At 56.5% G+C, this 18,488-nt stretch carries 16 protein-coding genes and 1 tRNA gene; 13 read left to right on the top strand and 4 right to left on the bottom strand.

Going from position 1 to position 18,488, the window contains the following annotated elements; genetic code table 11:
• Positions 1 to 59: 59 nt before the first annotated feature.
• The 3 genes from NZ823_08065 to NZ823_08055 all read left to right on the top strand — a co-directional run bounded on the left by NZ823_08065 (position 60) and on the right by NZ823_08055 (position 4,052).
• Positions 60 to 617 (top strand): DinB family protein, encoded by a 558-nt coding sequence (locus tag NZ823_08065; protein ID MCS6805082.1) that lies wholly within the window; start codon positions 60 to 62, stop codon positions 615 to 617.
• Between the two features lie 227 nt (positions 618 to 844).
• Entirely contained in the window at positions 845 to 3,226 is a 2,382-nt protein-coding gene (locus tag NZ823_08060; GenBank protein MCS6805081.1) for an MMPL family transporter, read from the top strand.
• A gap of 13 nt (positions 3,227 to 3,239) precedes the next feature.
• Positions 3,240 to 4,052, top strand: a complete 813-nt coding sequence (locus NZ823_08055; protein ID MCS6805080.1) for an outer membrane lipoprotein-sorting protein — start codon at positions 3,240 to 3,242, stop codon at positions 4,050 to 4,052.
• Between the two features lie 87 nt (positions 4,053 to 4,139).
• Here NZ823_08055 and purN read toward each other — a convergent pair whose 3' ends face one another.
• The 3 genes from purN to NZ823_08040 all read right to left on the bottom strand — a co-directional run bounded on the left by purN (position 4,140) and on the right by NZ823_08040 (position 7,529).
• On the bottom strand, positions 4,140 to 4,760 hold the full coding sequence (purN, locus tag NZ823_08050; protein ID MCS6805079.1) for a phosphoribosylglycinamide formyltransferase: 621 nt from the start codon (positions 4,758 to 4,760) through the stop codon (positions 4,140 to 4,142).
• Complete coding sequence (purM, locus tag NZ823_08045) at positions 4,757 to 5,818, bottom strand: phosphoribosylformylglycinamidine cyclo-ligase (GenBank protein ID MCS6805078.1); 1,062 nt, start codon at positions 5,816 to 5,818, stop codon at positions 4,757 to 4,759. Before purM ends, purN begins: the two co-directional genes overlap by 4 nt.
• Before the next feature lie 103 nt (positions 5,819 to 5,921).
• On the bottom strand, positions 5,922 to 7,529 hold the full coding sequence (locus tag NZ823_08040) for a peptidoglycan-binding protein (GenBank protein MCS6805077.1): 1,608 nt from the start codon (positions 7,527 to 7,529) through the stop codon (positions 5,922 to 5,924).
• A 420-nt stretch (positions 7,530 to 7,949) separates the two neighbouring features.
• Between NZ823_08040 and rpsO the strand changes: the two genes are divergently transcribed.
• From rpsO to NZ823_08000, 8 genes are all read left to right on the top strand, one after another.
• Positions 7,950 to 8,219, top strand: coding sequence for a 30S ribosomal protein S15 (gene rpsO, locus NZ823_08035; protein ID MCS6805076.1), 270 nt, complete (start codon positions 7,950 to 7,952; stop codon positions 8,217 to 8,219).
• 205 nt (positions 8,220 to 8,424) lie between these two features.
• Positions 8,425 to 10,647, top strand: a complete 2,223-nt coding sequence (gene pnp / locus NZ823_08030) for a polyribonucleotide nucleotidyltransferase (protein MCS6805075.1) — start codon at positions 8,425 to 8,427, stop codon at positions 10,645 to 10,647.
• Between the two features lie 78 nt (positions 10,648 to 10,725).
• Positions 10,726 to 11,571: a DUF3108 domain-containing protein gene (locus NZ823_08025; GenBank protein MCS6805074.1), complete on the top strand. Its 846-nt coding sequence runs from the start codon at positions 10,726 to 10,728 to the stop codon at positions 11,569 to 11,571.
• Positions 11,572 to 11,585: 14 nt separating this feature from the next.
• Positions 11,586 to 12,131 carry a bifunctional pyr operon transcriptional regulator/uracil phosphoribosyltransferase PyrR gene (gene pyrR, locus NZ823_08020; protein ID MCS6805073.1) on the top strand — a complete coding sequence of 182 codons (546 nt, stop codon included), beginning with the start codon at positions 11,586 to 11,588 and terminating at the stop codon, positions 12,129 to 12,131.
• 7 nt (positions 12,132 to 12,138) lie between these two features.
• Entirely contained in the window at positions 12,139 to 13,113 is a 975-nt protein-coding gene (locus NZ823_08015) for an aspartate carbamoyltransferase catalytic subunit (GenBank protein ID MCS6805072.1), read from the top strand.
• 38 nt (positions 13,114 to 13,151) lie between these two features.
• Positions 13,152 to 13,640, top strand: a complete 489-nt coding sequence (locus NZ823_08010; GenBank protein MCS6805071.1) for an NYN domain-containing protein — start codon at positions 13,152 to 13,154, stop codon at positions 13,638 to 13,640.
• 466 nt (positions 13,641 to 14,106) lie between these two features.
• Positions 14,107 to 15,741: an AMP-binding protein gene (locus NZ823_08005; protein ID MCS6805070.1), complete on the top strand. Its 1,635-nt coding sequence runs from the start codon at positions 14,107 to 14,109 to the stop codon at positions 15,739 to 15,741.
• 91 nt (positions 15,742 to 15,832) lie between these two features.
• Positions 15,833 to 16,363 (top strand): hypothetical protein, encoded by a 531-nt coding sequence (locus tag NZ823_08000; protein ID MCS6805069.1) that lies wholly within the window; start codon positions 15,833 to 15,835, stop codon positions 16,361 to 16,363.
• Positions 16,364 to 16,376: 13 nt separating this feature from the next.
• Here the strand turns inward: NZ823_08000 and NZ823_07995 are convergent.
• Positions 16,377 to 16,452 (bottom strand) — tRNA-Gly (locus tag NZ823_07995).
• A gap of 183 nt (positions 16,453 to 16,635) precedes the next feature.
• On the opposite strand from NZ823_07995, the gene NZ823_07990 reads away from it, so the two are divergent.
• Together NZ823_07990 and NZ823_07985 are read left to right on the top strand one after the other, a co-directional pair.
• Complete coding sequence (locus tag NZ823_07990) at positions 16,636 to 17,070, top strand: ATP-binding protein (protein ID MCS6805068.1); 435 nt, start codon at positions 16,636 to 16,638, stop codon at positions 17,068 to 17,070.
• On the top strand, positions 17,067 to 18,485 hold the full coding sequence (locus NZ823_07985; GenBank protein ID MCS6805067.1) for an amidohydrolase: 1,419 nt from the start codon (positions 17,067 to 17,069) through the stop codon (positions 18,483 to 18,485). Before NZ823_07990 ends, NZ823_07985 begins: the two co-directional genes overlap by 4 nt.
• Positions 18,486 to 18,488: the final 3 nt, after the last annotated feature.

The following is an 18,488-nucleotide window of genomic DNA, read 5'->3' as shown; positions in this document are numbered from 1 at the left end:
TTTCCCGACGAGCAATGGATCGTGAATGAAGTAGCTCGTCAGATGGAGAGATAAAGGTCATGGATACGAACACACGAATCACACGCCGCGAACTGGTGGGGACAGCCATTTCGGTGGTCGCTGCCATTGCCTGTAAATCCGATGGGCCGCACCGAGCAGAGCCCAATACCCGATTTGGACGCGACTTTCTGCCTGATTGGGAATTGTCCAAGCAAGTCACGCTGGAATTCGCTCAGGCGATGCCCGAAGAGTATTATGACTATAAGCCAACGCCGGAACTGCGATCATTTGCCGAGCACATGCTGCACATTGCTGAATCGAGCATCGTGAACATCGCCCGGTTTGTCAAAGGTGAAAAGCCGCCCGATGATGACCTCTCAGCGTATAAAACCAAGGCGCAGATCATCGCTTATCTAGAGCGCGCTCTTGATTACGTTGCCCAAGTCGCCCGTGAGTTATCCGATGAAGAGGCTGATGAAGTCGTCGCATTCCCCGAAGGAAGTCGCCCGCGACGCAAAATCTTTTGGTACACGCGCGACCACATGACTCATCATCGCGGACAAACAGTGCCCTATTATCGGCTCAAGGGCGTCGTGCCACCGCGTTGGCGAGGATGAGACCTTCCAACGACCTCATCAGCGAGTTGCTGCTCATCGGCGATTCCTCCCAGAATGGGGATTGCAGGTTGATTTCTTTTCTGTCATAGCGTCAATTTCGGGAAGAATCGCTCATGAGCGCCAGCACGCTACGAAGGATGAAAACTGAACTTGCCGAGACGCAGAGGTCCGCGTGGTTCGCAGGCTGTCTTTTCCGTTGAGTCGTGGCCTATACTTAGCCCTTCATCATGAAGTTTCCGAGTCGCGTGTTGGACAAGGTGTGGCAGGCGATCGTCAATCGCCCGCGCGCTGTTCTAGCCGGCGTTTTGCTGATCACGTCTTTTTTCTTTTATCAATTGGTCACGCGCGGCGTCCCGCTCGATAATTCACCGAACGCGTTGATGGTCAGCCACGACCGGGCGTTGACTCAATACCAAGAAGCGGTGAAGACCTTCGGCGATGACCGGGTGATGATTGTGGCATTGCTGGCCGACGACGTATTCGTGCCGGCTGTCATCGAGCGCGTCCGCCTGTTGACGCGCCGCATCGAACGCGTGGCTGGCGTCAAGCAGGTCATCAGCCTGCCCGATCTTCAACACGCCCGCAATGTTCATGACAGCCTGCGCGTCGGTCCACTGATTCCGGCCACAGCTTCGGCAGATGAGCTGAAAGAAATTGCTCAGGAAATCGAAGGCAGCCGATTCATTGTTGGCAATCTCGTTTCGCCGGATCGAAGCATGGTAGCACTGAACGTCTTCTTCTCCGCCGCTGGCGGTGAGGCTGAGAAGAAGGCAGTGGCGGAAATCGAGCGAATTATCGAAAACGAGTTCAGGGACGATCAGATTCATTTCGCTGGTCTGCCCTACATGGACTATCGCAATGACGTGCATGTTCACGGTGATTTATTGAAGTTTGCGCCGCTCACCGTGTCGCTCATTTTATTGACGTTTTACTTTGCGTTCCGCACGTGGCGCGGCGTCGTGATGCCGCTTGCGACGGTGGCCATCGGCTTGATCTGGACCTTTGGCGTGATGGCGCTGATGGGCGAGTCGCTCACGCTGGTGAGCATGATGCTGCCTGTGATTTTGATGGCCATCGGCAGCTCGTATGTGATCCATGTGATCAATCAGTATAACCTCTCCCAGTGCGACCGCTCAGCGCTGGCGGCAACGCGCAATTTACCCGCGCCCACACAACGCGCCATGGTGTTGCATGCCTTGCGTTTCATCGGTCCGCCGGTGATCGTTTCAGCGACAACCACGATGGCTGGTTTCGGCTCGCTGGCCTTCACAACGATTGTCGGCACGCAACAGATGGGGATGTACGCATCTCTGGGCGTCGGCGTAGTGATGATTGTGACGCTGACGTTGGTCCCAGCGTGGCTTGTGTTGCTCAAACCTTCGCCTCCGAAAAGCGTCGGCCAGCACTCAGGCAGAACCACGATAGACTTTTTGTTGGAACACGTCGGGCAATTTGTGACACGTCGTCAGATGGTGATCTACGTCGCTGCTTTTAGTGTGGCGTTGCTGGCGGTCGCCGGCATTGGCCGGCTGCGTATCAAGACGGATTACCTGTCGTTTTATCCCAATGAATCTGTTGAGCGCATTGGCGCTGAGCGAATCAACGCGCATCTGGGCGGCACGGCCGGCTTTCGCATTATCGTCAACAGCGATCGTTCCAACGAATTTCGGCAAGCTGACGCGCTCAACATGATCGTTGCGTTGCAGCATTTCGTCGAAACGCTTCCGGGGATTGATCGCGCGCTCTCGGTGGCCGATTTGGTCGTAACGACAAATCGTCTGTTCAGCGGTAGTGAGCAGCGCGATGAAGCGATCCCTTCAGATCAAGCGAAGCTCGACCAGCTCTTTTCGCAACTGAGAGCCTCGGCTGCCGATTCGCCGATTCGCTTCATCAGCGACGACGCTTCTCGGACCCAGATCATGGTTCGGTCACATCTGTTCGACTCTACCCGGATAGATCAAACGCTGCGCCGCATTGATGAATGGACACAAACGAATTTGCCGCCAGCGTGGACGGCCTATCCGACAGGCCTGCTGATTCTGCTAAACCGCACATCCAACAGCGTGGCCAGGGAGCAGGCGCGGAGCCTCATCATCGCGGTTCTCTCCATTTTCGCCATGATGGCGCTGCTGTTTCGTTCGATCAAGGCTGGCTTCGTAGCCATGCTGCCAAATGCTGTGCCGATCATCGCTTTCTTTGGCTTCATGGGTTGGATGGGCATTGATCTGAATCTGAACACCAGCTTAGTCGCATCCATTGTATTGGGATTGGCGGTGGATAACGCTGCCCATTTAATACGTCGTTATCGGCAATGTTGCCACGAGATGGCCGATAAACGCCGCGCCGTGGCGATCAGCATTCAGCACAGTGGAGCGCCGATCATTTTCGCCAACCTGACATTGGCGTTGGCGTTTGCTATTTTCGCGTTTTCGTCATTCGTGCCAGTGCGAACCGGCGGATTGCTCTCCGCGGTGACAATCATGGCCTGCCTAATCTCAAATATGATCTTTCTACCTGTGTTGATGAACTCACGGTTGTTGCAAGTCGGTGGCGCGCCGGCGCCGAACCCGTCGGCCGGTTCTGCCGTGAGCGCCGCCGTCAGTGATTAGGAGAGACGACCTGATGCTGAACACTCTTCCACGATGCGTTGTTGTGTTGCTCTTGGTTGCCGTCGGGCAAGCATGCCAACGCGAACAAACGGCCTCAACCCCTGAGACGCCGCCATTGCCCACCGGTGAGCAAATTGTCCAGCAGTATCTAAATCGCGACCGTTGTCGTGATGCGAAGACCAAGATCAAAGCGCGCGTCAAAGAAGCAGATGGAACCGAGCGTGAATTCATCATCATGAATTACCAGAAATGCGTTGACGACACGCAATACACCATACGCCAGCAATTGGCCAGCAAAGGCGACCCAGCGCGTGTATTGCTGACGATACAGGCGCCGGGCCAACCCATCCAGAGCGTCACCTACCTGCCCGGCATGGCCAAGTTCGTTGAGGTACAAGACCTACGGCAAGAGGATTCGCAGTTTGGTATGACACTGCAAGAATCGGTGGGCGGCTATGATCTGTACGAATACCGGCTCATCGGCATGGAACAGATCGGCCCGCTGCAAACATATAAGGTTGAGGGTCAACTGAAACCCGATGCGACCTCGCGGTTTTACAAAATGGTCATCTATTTTCGTCAGGATAATTATTTGCCGGCGCGAATCGAATTGTACAACGCGGAGAATCAGTTGGTTCGTCTTCGCTCAACGCTCTGGATGCAACAAAATGGCCGATGGCGCGACGTGCGCACCGAGGTTGACAATCGCAAGTATCAAAAGCGAATCGTGTTTGAAACCATGGAGGCTGATGACAATCCCAACATACCGCTGTCATTCTTCACGCGGGAGAATTTGAAGAAACTGGTCGAAGCTTCGCTCTATTAGAGCCGCTTGTGTGTACCCTGCGCACGCTCCAGCGTGCTTTGGCTAGCAAGATGCAGGCCCCTAAGCTAAAGACGATTGAAACTCGCTCTAAGCGGGGCTCCTGCTCCAGATGACCCGGCGGCCTTCGATCCGATAGTTGCCGCTCAGGACGAGGGCAACGGCTTCAACATAGGTTTTGTGTTCCTGCTCCAGTATCCGGGCTGCGAGCGACTCGACCGTATCATCGTCGTGAACAGGCACGACCGCTTGCGCGATGATAGGCCCGCCATCGAGCGTTTCATCCACGAAATGAACCGTGCAACCGGAATACTTCACTCCATAGGCTAGAGCCTGGCGCTGAGCATCCAGTCCGGGAAACGCCGGCAGCAGCGACGGGTGAATGTTCAGAATGCGTTGAGGAAATTGGCTGATGAAATAAGGACTCAGCAAGCGCATATAACCGGCCAGACAGACCAGATCAACCCGCCGCTCTTTCAATGCTGCAACGACCCGCTGTTCGTGTTCTTCACGCGACATGCCTTTGTGAGAGATGACCAGCGTTTCGATGCCGTGAGCCTGAGCTTTTTCCAAGCCAGCAGCCCCCTGCACATTACTCAGGACAAGCGCAACGGTTGCGTCCAGTCGTCCGCTCTGGACGGCTTGAATGAGCGCCAGCATATTGCTGCCGCGCCCGGAAATCAGAATGCCCAAGCGTGCCCGTTCGCTCATGCGTTGACAAATTGCACTTTGTCGGCGGCTGCCGGAACGACACGGCCAATCGAGTACACCGGTTCATTCTGCGCCGCCAGATGCGCTGTGACGGTTTCGACGTGCTGCGGCGCCACAACCATAATCATCCCGATACCCATGTTGAACGTGCGGTACATTTCGTCACGAGCCACGCAACCCAGCCGTTGCAACAGTTCAAATACCGGCAGCACAGGCCAGGAGCCTTCGTTGATCTGGGCCGCGCAGCCATCGGGCAACACGCGCGGGATGTTGCCGGGAAAACCGCCGCCAGTCAGATGAATCAGTCCTTTGATGTAGCCGCTATCGAGCAAACCTGAGAGTAACGGCAGATAATTGCGATGCGGTTTGAGTAATTCTTCGGCCACAGTGCAGCCGAGCTCCTGAAGATAGGTATTTGCTTGATAGCCCGCTATCTCAAACAACAACTTGCGTGCCAGACTATAGCCGTTTGTATGCAGGCCCAGAGAACGTAGGCCAAGCAACACATCGCCGAGCTCAATCGCGTGACCGTCAATGATGCGGCAGCGGTCCACGACGCCGACAATGAATCCAGCAACATCATATTCGCCAGGCGCATAAAATCCCGGCATCTCCGCTGTCTCACCGCCGATCAGCGCACAGCCAGCCTCTTGGCAGCCGCGCGATAATCCTTCAATGAGACTCGCCACAACATCAGGCTCCATCTTGCCGAGCGCAATGTAATCCATGAAAAACAACGGCCGCGCACCCTGCACCAGAATATCGTTCACGCAATGCGCCACCAGATCATAGCCCACCGTATCGTGAATGCCGGTCATGAACGCCACCTTTAACTTGGTGCCGACACCATCCACGCTGGAGACCAAGACCGGCTCGCGCAAGTGGCTGAAGTCAGCGCGGAACAACGCGCCAAAGCCACCAATGTCGGTTAATACCGATGGCGTGAACGTCTGTCGCGCCAACTGACGGATACGGACTTTGGCGGCGTCAGCCGCGTCAATATCCACGCCAGCGTCGCGGTATGTCATCGGCGTCGGATTGAATCGGTTGCTCACCATGCGCAGGCAGTGTAACACATCAGAAAAATCGAGGATAGACGACTGAAGAGCGAGGACGGCAGCCAATCGGCGTCGCCATCCTCGGTCCTCAAGGCCGTGTCTGCTACGATTTTCTGCGCGGGGCAAACCCGCTGCGCTTCCATGTCATGCCGTTGGCAGCGGCCAGTTGCTTGAGTTCTGCTTCCAGGGCTGGCCAATGGCGGGCAACTTCCTTCATGGCGTCCGTGTTGGCCTGCTGAACGAGTCGTTCGACATCATGGGCTTGACGCAGCACGGCGCGTGCAACCCCGCGTCGGGTCGCCGGATTGTTGTCGGCCTCACCCGTGGCTCCATACGAATCAGCCAGCTTCTGCAAGCTTTGCAGCGCCAATAACAGCTCGACTTCGTCTTCAGTGTAATTGCGGCCGGGGGCAAAGATGATTTCATCGCCTCGGCGGCTCACGCCAAGCGCTTGCTCGTACTGAGCCAGCAGCTCATTTGTGCGGCGACTGATCGCGCCCACATAACCGCCAGCAGGCAATACCTTGATGGTTTGATCTGAGCCGGCGCCATGCACGATCACTCGTTCAATGTATGAGCCGGCGTTCGTAATCGTCGTTTCCAGGCGTCCGGGAACGATGGCCTGCGTCACCGTGCCGCTTGGCGGGATACCACGCGCCCACACGTGAACTTGATCGTTGACAATGCTGTGTTCGACAAACGTCTTCCAGCCACCAGTCGGCGTTTCAATGTTGATGACCACGCGAATCGCATTGTCATCAATCCGCTCGGCATAGGCATCGGTGACTTTAATGGCTCGCGCATTTTTGCGGGCATCCGCAGAGATTGGTTCAGAGGTGATACCCAATCGGATGGCTGTTCGTTCATCCAACTCACCCGTCTCCGGCAAGCCGCGGTCGCGTTGGAAATCGCGGATGGCGCGTTGCAGTCGTGGGCCGATGACGCCATCAATCGCGCCGTCATAATAATTTTGCTGCTTTAAGCTGAGCTGTGCTCGTCGAATCATTTCTGACGAAGAAAAATCTTCGCGCCGAACACCTGCTCCGCCGCTGCTGCTCGGGGTGAAGGCAGCCATCTCAAGTCGCCGCACCAATTCCAACCCGAATTCAGCGCCCGGTTGGACAACGGCTTCGTGGCCTTTGGCCAGCAACACCGCGGCTGTGCCAGCGGCTGCGCCAACGCCCGCGCCGACAGCCGCGCCTTTGCCGCCGCCGGCAATCACCCCAATGACGGCGCCAACGCCCGCGCCGCCTCCAATGAAGACAATACTCCGTTTCTTGGACGAGCCGCCAGAAATACGACTTTCTTCGTCAATCTTCTGTTTCTCATTGGGATCGGTTGAGGTCAGATTCCCATCTACGGCATACGACCGTCCGTCGGGTAAGATGAGGCGATCGAAATCAACCGCGATGGTACCAGCTCGGCTCATCCGTCGCGCCGGCACGGCGGCGGTGACATGTCCCTCCACACGGCTGCCACTCGGGATGACCACCTGATTGTTGACGGTTACATCTTTGATCACAGTTGCCGTGAAACGATCGCCTGCCTTGGCCGTTCTGGAATTGAGCGCCGTATCCATTCTCAGCGCCAGCACGGTTCCTGGCGGGACAATGTGATTTTCAGAGGCGATCCCCATCGGTGCGCCTACGAAGACCAGCACTGCGGCGAGCAGTGCAGCCAGTGGTATAAAAAATGTGTCATGTCGAATCATAGAATTATCCCTCCCTCAAAGTAAAACATGCCGGTTCCACCCTGATACGCTCGGCGGGAGCCGAACAAATACGGTTTCCTCAGCACTCGATTGATGTCAATAGCGGGTGGTGTGGGTAAGCGCCGAGGCGATCCCTTGTACATCCCCGATCTCGTTCGATCAAACATTTCAATGCCGCGACCAGAGATGCTAGCCCGATCCCTCTCGGTTGTCCACTGAAAAGTCTGAGCATCCGAAGGCCAATGACCCAGGTCAACTCAGTTAGCCGCCGCCCGCCGCCTAGGGCCAACCCTCCCATAGTATGCCATGAGCGCTCGCGCAAGGCCGGAGCCGGTCGCTCGTCTTTACAATCAAAGGCCTGATATGCTACTTTTTGCGCCTAATGACGACAGTTCGTATGGAATCAGGGAGAATGTAGTTGTGGCATTAACGAAGGATGTAAAAACACAGGTGATTCGTCAGTTTCAAATGCACGAATCGGATACCGGATCGCCGGAAGTGCAAGTGGCACTGTTGACGCAGCGGATTACTCAATTGACGGAGCATTTCAAGACCCACAAAAAAGATCATCATTCGCGGCGGGGCTTGTTGCAGTTAGTGAGCCAGCGCCGGCAGTTGTTGGATTATCTGAAGCGAAGAGATGCCACGCGGTATTACCGGTTGATTGCCCAGTTAGGGCTGAGGAAATAGAGCGCCTGTGGGTTGGCCTAGCCAGCAAGTGGATGAGAGCTGGGCCGGCGCAAGGTTGTGATTTTACCAGTGAGAGTGGGCATGTGAGCCCAGTGAGTGGTTCCGCAAGGGGCGGACAGGATCGAACAATTAGGTTCAAGTCAAGCCACGAGCAAGCGGGATAGGCTGTCGTGGCTTTTTTGTTGAGCGCATTGGAGGATGTAACATGTATATCAAAGATTCAATAGAAATTGGCGGGCGGTTGCTGACGCTCGAAACAGGCAAAGTTGCTCGGCAAGCAGATGGCGCCGTTGTGGTGACGTATGGAGAAACGATGGTGCTCGCAACGGCCGTGGCCGCCAAAGAACAGCAAGAGGACGTTGAGTTTTTTCCGTTGACGGTGGATTACCGTGAAAATAACTACGCCGCCGGACGTATCCCCGGCAACTACTTTAAGCGTGAAGGCCGACCAACTGAAAAAGAAATTCTCACCAGTCGGCTGATTGACCGGCCGTTGCGGCCGTTGTTTCCCGAAGGGTTTCATGTCGAGACTCAAATTATTGCCAATGTGATTTCGGCTGATGCAGACAATGATCCCGACATTCTCAGTGTCACCGCTGCCTCGGCGGCTTTGTTTCTTTCACCGATCCCCTTCCACACACCCGTTGCCGGCGTGCGCATCGGCTTGGTGGATGGACGCTACATCGTCAACCCGACCTACGAGCAGCTCCGAGCCTCTGAACTCAACCTGGTCGTTGCTGGCACTGAGGATGCAATCGTGATGGTCGAAGCAGGAGCCAATGAAGTCTCTGAACAGGTGATGATCGAAGCCTTGATTGTGGCGCATCAAGACATCAAGCGACTGTGCGCGTGGCAGAAAGCATTGGGCGAGCGACTCGGTGTGCAAAAGCCGGACGTGCCCGCGCCGACATTGGATCAGGAGATGATGACACACATCGAACAGACCTATGGCGCTGCGCTCCGTCAGGCTCTAGACGTCAGGCAGCAAACCAAGCTGCAGAGTCAGGCGGCCATCAATGCACTCCGGCAACAGGTGGTTGAATCATATCCTGAAGACCCAGCCGAATCGCGCGTAATGGCCGGTCGGATATTCGATTACCTCAAAGAGAAATTCTTCCGCGACGATATCTTGAATCACCGGCGTCGCCCTGATGGCCGGCGGTTCACTGAGATCCGACCGATTGAGTGTGAAGTGGGCGTGTTGCCGCGCGCGCACGGCAGCGCGTTGTTTACTCGTGGCGAGACGCAAGCCTTGGTGACGACCACCCTCGGCACGTCGGAAGACGTTCAGTATGTGGATAACTTAGAGCTGGGCGAGATTCAGCGGCGATTCATGCTTAATTACAATTTCCCGCCTTTTTCGGTTGGTGAAACGGGACGCATCGGTGCGCCTGGCCGACGCGAGATCGGACACGGGGCGCTGGCTCGTCGAGCCTTGGAAGCGGTTGTGCCCGATGAGAAGGCCTGGCCCTATATCATCCGCGTGGTTTCTGACATCACGGAGTCGAACGGCTCATCTTCGATGGCGTCAGTTTGCGGCGGCAGCCTCTCGTTGATGGATGCTGGCGTCCCGATCAAGGCCCACGTCGGCGGCGTGGCGATGGGACTTGTCAAGGAAGGAAACAAGTATGCCATCCTGACTGACATTGCCGGCGCCGAGGATCACTACGGCGATATGGACTTCAAAGTCGCCGGCACGCGCCGAGGCATCACCGCATTGCAAATGGACATTAAGATTGCTGGCATCACGCCACAGATCATGGCTGAAGCGCTGCAACAGGCGCATGAAGGCCGGCTGTTCGTCATCGAGAAGATGGAACAGACAATTGCCGCGCCACGCGCTGAACTAAGCCCACACGCGCCGCGCATCTACACGATCACGATCCCGGTCGAGAAGATTCGCGACGTCATTGGGCCCGGTGGAAAAGTGATCCGCGGGATTGTCGAACAGACGAAATGCAAAATTGACATCGGTGACGACGGCACGGTTCACATTGCCTCGGCCAATCAGGAGGCAGCCGAACGCGCGATGAAAGCGATTCAAGACCTGACGGCGGAAGTGGAAGTCGGTCAGACGTACATCGGTCGAGTGACCCGCTTGGCTGATTTCGGCGCGTTTGTCGAGGTGTTTCCCGGCACTGAGGCGCTCTTGCACATTTCAGAAGTGGCCGACCATCGCGTGCGCGACATCCGCGACGTGCTGGAAGAAGGGCAGGAGATTCTCGTCAAGTGCATCTCGAACGATGGACAGGGCAAGGTTCGCTTGAGTCGCCGCGCGTTGTATGAAGATGAGCAGGCGCGGTCCGGCGTAACTGAGTTGGCCCAACGCGGTGAACGACGGGAGCGACGGGAGCGCGGTGAGCAGGGCGCTCCACGACGGCGTCGCAGCGAGGATCGGCGTCCTCCGCGTCGCGATGCTCGCCGCTGAGGCAGCTTGCCATGCGCCGCCGGTGAGGGGCGCGCGAATGACAGTTGTTGACGTGAGCGCCCATACAAGAGTTTTTTGATGAAGCGTCATTGGTTCATCGTGGTGTGTTTGGTCACGTTGGTGGCCAGCCTGCCGGTGACGGCGGACTGGCAGGCTTCCTCCTTACCACACCACCGTCCAGCCCTCGGCGATGCATCGGCTCGTCCCGCCGGCCGCTGGACGGCGCCCACGACGCTCAAACTCTCGACGCTGGTTGGCGAACAACTGGACTACGTAGTCTCATGGGCCGACTACGTGGTGGCCGCTCGCATAACGATGCAGGTCAAACCAGCCGGCGCGTCCTTGCCGCCGGAAGGGCTGCAACTACAGATGCAGGCGCAAACCGTCGGCGTGGTCAAATCGCTGGTGATGGCGCTGGAGCACGAATTGGTCTCGTGGATTGACGGATCGTCGGCGCTGCCTACGCGCCACGAGAAGCATAGCCGCGAAGGAACCCGACGTGTTGATCTCACGACGATCTTCGATCATGAACGGCGTGTTGCCCAGGTCGGTGAAAAGAAAATTCCTATTGAAGCCGAGACGCGCGACATCGTCTCGTTCTGGTACTTCCTGCGAACACTTGATCTGAGCTCCGGCAAACATTACAGGCTGCATGTGCTGAGCGATGATCAGCGAGTGACAATACTGGTCAGCCCCGAACAGAAATCGGTCATTGATGTTGGCGGCGCTCCGGTCGAAGCCGTCAGCGTTGCCTTACGTGTCGAAGAGACGCAAGGACGACGGCGCCGGCGCATCAACGATGACTATCGGGTGCGCGTCTGGTTGAGCCACGATGAGAAACGAACGCCCGTGCTCATCACCGCCAAGCCGCCCTTTGGCGACATCCGTGTGAGATTGGTCAAGCCCGAAAAGCCTGAATCATAACCGGAGTAGAAACAATGCAGCTTCGTGAAAAAGCAAAGATCATGGATGCGCCGAAAATTGATCGAGCGTTGTCGCGATTGGCCTCTGAAATTGTCGAGCGGAATCAAGGCACGGACGGCCTGCTGTTGCTGGGCATTCGCCGGCGCGGCGTGCCGCTGGCTGAACGATTGGCAGCCAAGATCAAACAGCTTGAAGCCGCCGACGTGCTGGTTGGCGCACTGGACATCACCTTGTACCGCGACGATCTGAGCACCATTGCGCCTTATCCGGTGGTCAATAAAAGCGAGCTGCCTGCTCCGATCACCGATAAGACGATTGTGCTGGTTGATGATGTGTTATACACCGGTCGAACCGTGCGCGCGGCGCTGGATCATATCATGGATTATGGTCGTCCGCGGCGCATTCAACTGGCCGTGCTGATTGATCGCGGGCATCGCGAGTTGCCGATTCAGGCAGATTACGTCGGGCGGTCGGTGCCAACAACCGATCGTGAAATTATCAAAGTCATGCTCCAAGAGGTTGACGGTGTGGATCAGGTTGTGATTGTGGAATCGGCATGAGGCGATCATGGCAGCGATGCTGACTGCGCTCAAACGAAAAGACCTGTTAGGCATTCAAGAACTCGACGTTGATGAAATCCATCTGATTTTGCAGACCGCGGAAGCGTTCAAAGATGTCTCCACGCGGGACATCAAAAAAGTCCCAACGTTGCGCGGTAAGACCATCATCAATCTCTTCTATGAGCCTTCGACGCGCACGCGCACCAGTTTTGAAATTGCTGGCAAGCGGCTCTCTGCCGACACCATCAACATTTCTGTCTCCACAAGCAGCGTCGTCAAAGGGGAGACGTTAATTGACACGGCGCGCAACCTGGAAGCGATGGCGCCGGACGTGATTGTGATTCGCCATGCCAGTTCGGGCGCGCCGCACCAGTTGGCGCGATGGGTCAAGGCAGCAATCATCAATGCGGGCGACGGCGCGCATGAGCATCCGACGCAGGCCCTGCTCGATGCCATGACGATCAAAGAACACAAAGGTCGGATCGCCGGATTGAAAGTAGCCATCTTGGGCGATATTCGCCATAGCCGCGTGGCGCGCTCCAATACGTATTTGTTGACAAAGCTGGGCGCGCAGGTCGCCGTCAGCGGCCCGCAAACGCTATTGCCGCCCGGATACGAACGATTGGTCGAAGATGGACTGACGGTGACGCCCCGGTTGGAAGAAGCGATTGAAGGCGCAGACGTGGTGATGATGCTGCGGATTCAACTGGAACGCCAGAAAGAAAGTTTCTTTCCCTCACTCAAAGAGTATGCGATTCGATTTGGATTGACGCTGGAGCGACTCCGCTTGGCTAAGCCTGATGTGCTGGTGATGCATCCGGGGCCAATCAATCGCGGTGTGGAAATTTCATCAGAAGTCGCCGATGGGCCGTACTCGCTCATACTCGATCAAGTCACCAATGGTGTGGCCGTGCGCATGGCTGTGCTCTACTTACTGACCGGCGGTGCTGTCAAAGCTGGCGAGTCGCCGCTGTCTAGCTAAACATCAAACAACACGTCAGCGATCAAGGAGCCGACGCAATGTCATACTTGATCGACGGCAATAACCTGATGGGACGCCTGCATGATATTGATCCAGAGGCGCCCGACGCGCGGATGCAGTTGCTCAGATGGCTGGCCGCGTTCCGCAATCAGCCTGGCCACAAAGCGCGCCGCGTGACAGTCGTGTTTGACGGCGCGCCGGAGCCGCTCTTCCCCGAGGGCAGCGTGTTTCAAGGTGTGCAGATCATTTATTCATTGCCCAACTCCACCGCCGACGCGCGCATTAAACAAAGAGTCGAACAGCAGCGGGACCGTCGCGGATTGACGGTCGTCACCTCGGACCGAGAGTTGTACAACTACGTGCGCTCATGCGGCGCTCAAGTCATCACCTGCGAACAGTTCGCTGAGCGCGTTTGGACGGCACTCGCTTCGACCGACAGTGCTGAAAAAGAAGATGTCCAGCTCAATGCCCAGGATATTGATCAATGGATGCGGTACTTCGGCATTGAGGAACAGGACAACACATAACCAGGTGAACCGCCTCCCTTATCGCGGCTGAATAATACCAATTGCGGAGGAGTTGTGCACAGAGTATTCACGCTGCCCAGAAACGATGCGAATGGATCACAGGCGGGAACGCCTGTGCCACCTTCTCAATGGTCATACAACGCGCGGATCGCAGGCGGGAACGCCTGTGCCACCTTCTCAATGGTCATACAACGCGCGGATCGCAGGCGGGAACGCCTGCGCCACCTTCTCAATGGTCACACAACGCGCGGAACATTCCGTCCGCGTCCGACCGGCTACGTCCACAGCCAGCCAACTCCTTCCCACGCAGTGAGCCAGACCAACGGCGACAACCGCCTGCCTCCGAAAAAACGCCACAGTCCAGCAGACCGAGTGACTCACCATGAAATGCTGAATGCCGGTTGCCAAACGTTTGGCGCTCTCTCTAGAATTCTGCTTCGGCGTTGCCAAAGCCACTTCAATCATCATGAATGCGTGCCAAGCTAAATCCTATCGTGATCTGACTGTCGGCGCGTTGCTGACGGCGCTGGCGCGTGATTATCCTGATCACGAAGCCTTGGTCTACGTGGACCGTGACCTGCGATACACGTTTGGACAACTCGAATCCGTAGCCCGGCAGTGCGCGAAAGGGCTGCTGCAACTCGGCGTGCAGAAAGGCGAGCGTGTCGCCGTCTGGGCGACCAATGTGCCTGAATGGATCATCCTGCAATTTGCGCTGGCCAAGATCGGCGCGATTTTAGTGACGGTCAATACGTCGCTTCGCGCGCCGGAACTCGAATACTTGCTGACTCAGTCTGAATCATGCGCGCTGGCGCTGGTCCGCGGGTTCAAAGACGTGGATTACGTGGCGACGGTCGGCCAGATTCGGCGGCCGCCTCATCTGCGACACGTTTTCTACATTGGCGATGAAACGCCGGATGGAATGATCAACCTCAGGGACGTCTTTCAAGCAGGCCAGACAGTACCTGATCAGGCCTTGGACGCGCGCGAAGCGCAGGTTGAACTCGATGATGTTATCAACATGCAGTACACATCAGGCACGACAGGTTTCCCCAAGGGGGTCATGTTGACAAGTCGGAACATTGTCAACAACGGGTATTGGCTGGGTGAAGGCCTTGGGTTTACACCTGCCGACCGATTGTGTTTGCCGGTGCCGTTGTTTCACTGTTTCGGTTGTGTCATCGGCGTGCTCGGCGCATACACGCATGCGACGTGTCTGATCCCGCTTGAGTATTTCGATCCGCACAAGGTCCTCGAATACGTTCACAAAGAGCGGGCCACGGCTATCTACGGCGTGCCGACGATGTTTCTCAATGTGCTGGAGCAACCCGATTTCGCTGAGTTTGACTTGACCAGCTTGCGCACGGGCATCATGGCGGGCGCGGTGTGTCCTGAACCGCTCATGCGGCGGGTCATCCACGATATGCACGTGCCGGAGATGACGATTGCCTACGGATTGACCGAAGCGTCCCCTGCCATCACGATGACCCCGCGTCACGATTCGATTGAGCGACGAACGCAAACGGTTGGCAAAGTCCTACCTGAGATTGAAGTCAAAATCATTGATCCGGTCACCGGTCAAACGCTACCGCCCAATACGCCTGGCGAACTGTGCTCGCGCGGCTACAACACCATGAAGGGGTACTACAACAAACCCGACGAAACACGCAAAGCGATTGATGCCGAGGGCTGGCTCCATTCTGGCGATCAGGCAACGCTCGATCAGGATGGCTATGTGCGGATTACAGGACGCATCAAAGAGATCATCATTCGTGGCGGAGAAAACATTTCGCCGAAAGAAGTTGAAGACGTGCTGCGCCATCATCCGGCTATTGCCGACGTCTACGTCTTCGGCGTGCCTGACCGGAGATTTGGCGAAGAAGTGGCCGCTGCGATTCGGTTGAAGCCCGATACGTCGGCGACAGAAGACGACATCAAGGCATTTTGCCGGGAACAACTGGCGCACTTCAAAATTCCTCGGTTCATACGATTTGTTGAGTCATTTCCTATGACAGCCTCAGGAAAAGTGCAACGATTCCGCTTGAGGGAGCTGTTTGTAGAACAGCAAGCAGAACGCAGCGGCGAAGCCTCAGAGGGCTGAGCATGAAGAGCGCAGTTGGCTACACCTGCGCAGGCTCGAGGAAGGATGCTCGGCCGGTGAGTGCTGATTCCTGAGCGCTTGAGGTGAGATTATGCCATCATTAAAACTACAACCACGCGAAGGGCCGGTTGGGACAGAGATCAAACTGATCGGCACCGGTTTTCGTCCGAACGTGAGCTATCGCATTGAGTTTGACGGCCAGTGGTTGAAGCCGGGGACGACGAACAATCGTGGCAGCTTTGTGACGGTCTTTCGGGTTCCGCCCGCGCCGTATGGTGAGAACAACATCATTGGCGTCTCGCAAGCAGCTCACCAACTGGCTCATGCGACCTTCAAAGTGCTACCAGAGATCACGCGCGTTGAACCGGCGATGCTCAAACCTGCAGAAACAGTCACCGTCAGTGGCACAGGGTTCGGCCGTGAAGAAGCTCTCGAAATCTGCGTGAACGATCGTCCGGTGGTCTTTCCGTCGCCCGTGCATGCTCGCGCCGATGGCACGTTCGTGGCGAGCTTCACTGTAACGGACGAGATGATTTCATCTACGCCGATCATTATTCGCGTGACCGGACAGCAGACAGGCGCATTGGCGCAAACCGTGCTTGGCCAGATGAATTTGCGTTGATGGCCTCAATGAATGGAGCGGGCGACGGGGCTCGAACCCGCAACACCCAGCTTGGGAAGCTGATGCGCTACCAATTGCGCCACGCCCGCTCGACTCAATCCGGCTCCAATCATAGGCAACCGCTTCCCGGCTGTCAACCGCTCATCACCGCGGCTGTTAACCGCTCATCACCGCGGCTGTCAATCGCTCATCACCGCGGCTATGGGTATGCTTGAAGCGAGTCAAAACCATCGAGTACAATGGCTCATGCTATGGATGCCAAGCAGGCGGCGATGCCCATTGAAGAATTTATCACCGAGCGGATCACGATCGTTCTTCCCAGTCAGTTGCAGTACGTTGACCCAGTTGTTATGTATCTCAGCGATCATCTGACACGGTTCGGCTACCCTGATGAAGATTGTCACACGGCCGTTGCCCTGCATGAAGCGATCACCAATGCTATGCGTCACGGCAATAAGCTGGATGCCACCAAGAAAGTGGAGATCGTGCTCGAACTCGACGCGCAGCAAGCCGTCTTCATTATCACCGACGAGGGCAATGGATTTGATCCTGCGTCGGTGTGTGATCCCACCGAAGGTGAAAATATCTTCCGCGAGTGTGGGCGTGGCTTGCTGATGATGCGGCACATCATGGATGAAGTCCGGTATAATGAGCGCGGCAATCAAATCACCATGATCAAAAAATCTCCCAAGGCGAAATCATCATGATGCGGACGGTTCACTCGGTGCTTGTGGCCTTGTTGGCGGTGATGGTAACGACCGCCGGTTGCGCTGTCGCGCGCGCGGGGCTTCAACGTGAACGGGTTGATCTCGTGATTCAAGGCGGCACTGTGTTGACCATGGATGCTGACTGGAGCAGCTTCCATGACGGCTTCGTCGCTGTTCGAGGCGATCGAATCGTGGCCGTCGGCGAGCGGCGCGCGCTGGCTCCGCGGTTCCTCGCTCGACAAACGATTGATGCACGCGACAAAGCCGTTCTACCTGGACTCATCAATGGACATACCCATGCGCCGATGGTGTTGTTCCGTGGCATCGCCGATGACCTCGATTTGCAGCAGTGGCTCACCGAGTACATCTTTCCGGCTGAAGCCAAGAACGTCACGCGCCAGTTCGTTCGCTGGGGAACGCGGCTGGCGTGTGTGGAAATGATCCGCGGCGGCACGACCACCTTTGCCGATATGTACTACTTTGAAGATGAAATTGCCGCCGTTGCCGCCGCTGCCGGCATGCGTGGTGTGCTCGGTCAAACAGTGATTGATTTCCCCAGCCCCGATAGCCGCACACCGGACGCGGCACTGGAATATGCCGCGCGGTTCATTAACCAATATCGCCATCATCCTTTGATCGTTCCGGCGATCGCGCCTCATGCGCCCTACACGTTATCCACGGAGACTTTGAAAAAGGTGCAATCATTCGCTGAGACTCATGACGTTCCTGTGCTCATGCACGTGGCCGAGACGCAAACCGAAATTGACGATGTCAGTCAGCGATTCGGCGCGCGTCCTGTGCTCTATTTGCAACGGATCGGACTCTTGACGCCTCGGTTAATTGCAGCCCATGCGGTTCACCTGACTGATGAAGAAATCGCCCTGCTCAAGCGTCATCAGGTCGGCGTGGTTCATAATCCGCAAAGCAACATGAAACTTGCATCGGGCATTGCGCCGGTGCCCCGCCTGCTCCGCGCTGATGTTGCCGTGGGACTGGGCACGGACGGCGCGGCCAGCAATAATACGCTCGACATGTTTGAAGCGATGAAAACGACGGCGCTGCTGCACAAAGTCGCCTCAGCCGACCCCAAAGTTGTCAGCGCGCGCCAGGCCTTGGCCATGGCCACTATCAACGGCGCGCGCGCTCTCCATCTGGACCGAGAAATCGGCAGCCTCCAACCCGGCAAACGCGCTGACATCATCGTGGTTGATTTGAATGCGCCACATCAGGTGCCTGTCTACGATCTCTATTCGCAATTGGTTTATGCCACTGATGCGACCGATGTCAACACGGTTATCATCAATGGGCGCGTGGTGATGAGCAACCGTCGTTTGTTGACGCTGGATCAACCGACAATCATCGCTAAGGCGCAAGAGTTTCGCCGGACAATTCTCCAATCTCTGCAAGCGAAGTGACGT

The organism is Blastocatellia bacterium (assembly GCA_025054955.1).
In the GTDB taxonomy this organism is placed as follows: domain Bacteria; phylum Acidobacteriota; class Blastocatellia; order HR10; family J050; genus JANWZE01.
The sequence above is the reverse complement of the archived record's forward strand: the minus strand, read 5'-3'. Positions and strand labels throughout refer to the sequence as shown.

Excerpts from the sequence above, each read along its gene's own strand:
- NZ823_08000 (MCS6805069.1), top strand. The coding sequence starts at position 15,833 with ATGCCATCATTAAAACTACAACCACGCGAAGGGCCGGTTGGGACAGAG.
- purM (MCS6805078.1), bottom strand. The coding sequence starts at position 5,818 with ATGGTGAGCAACCGATTCAATCCGACGCCGATGACATACCGCGACGCT.
- NZ823_08055 (MCS6805080.1), top strand. The coding sequence starts at position 3,240 with ATGCTGAACACTCTTCCACGATGCGTTGTTGTGTTGCTCTTGGTTGCC.
- NZ823_08025 (MCS6805074.1), top strand. The coding sequence starts at position 10,726 with ATGAAGCGTCATTGGTTCATCGTGGTGTGTTTGGTCACGTTGGTGGCC.
- NZ823_08060 (MCS6805081.1), top strand. The coding sequence starts at position 845 with ATGAAGTTTCCGAGTCGCGTGTTGGACAAGGTGTGGCAGGCGATCGTC.
- NZ823_07985 (MCS6805067.1), top strand. The coding sequence starts at position 17,067 with ATGATGCGGACGGTTCACTCGGTGCTTGTGGCCTTGTTGGCGGTGATG.
- NZ823_08015 (MCS6805072.1), top strand. The coding sequence starts at position 12,139 with ATGGCAGCGATGCTGACTGCGCTCAAACGAAAAGACCTGTTAGGCATT.
- NZ823_07990 (MCS6805068.1), top strand. The coding sequence starts at position 16,636 with ATGCCCATTGAAGAATTTATCACCGAGCGGATCACGATCGTTCTTCCC.
- NZ823_08065 (MCS6805082.1), top strand. The coding sequence starts at position 60 with ATGGATACGAACACACGAATCACACGCCGCGAACTGGTGGGGACAGCC.
- purN (MCS6805079.1), bottom strand. The coding sequence starts at position 4,760 with ATGAGCGAACGGGCACGCTTGGGCATTCTGATTTCCGGGCGCGGCAGC.
- pyrR (MCS6805073.1), top strand. The coding sequence starts at position 11,586 with ATGCAGCTTCGTGAAAAAGCAAAGATCATGGATGCGCCGAAAATTGAT.
- NZ823_08005 (MCS6805070.1), top strand. The coding sequence starts at position 14,107 with ATGAATGCGTGCCAAGCTAAATCCTATCGTGATCTGACTGTCGGCGCG.
- NZ823_08010 (MCS6805071.1), top strand. The coding sequence starts at position 13,152 with ATGTCATACTTGATCGACGGCAATAACCTGATGGGACGCCTGCATGAT.
- pnp (MCS6805075.1), top strand. The coding sequence starts at position 8,425 with ATGTATATCAAAGATTCAATAGAAATTGGCGGGCGGTTGCTGACGCTC.
- NZ823_08040 (MCS6805077.1), bottom strand. The coding sequence starts at position 7,529 with ATGATTCGACATGACACATTTTTTATACCACTGGCTGCACTGCTCGCC.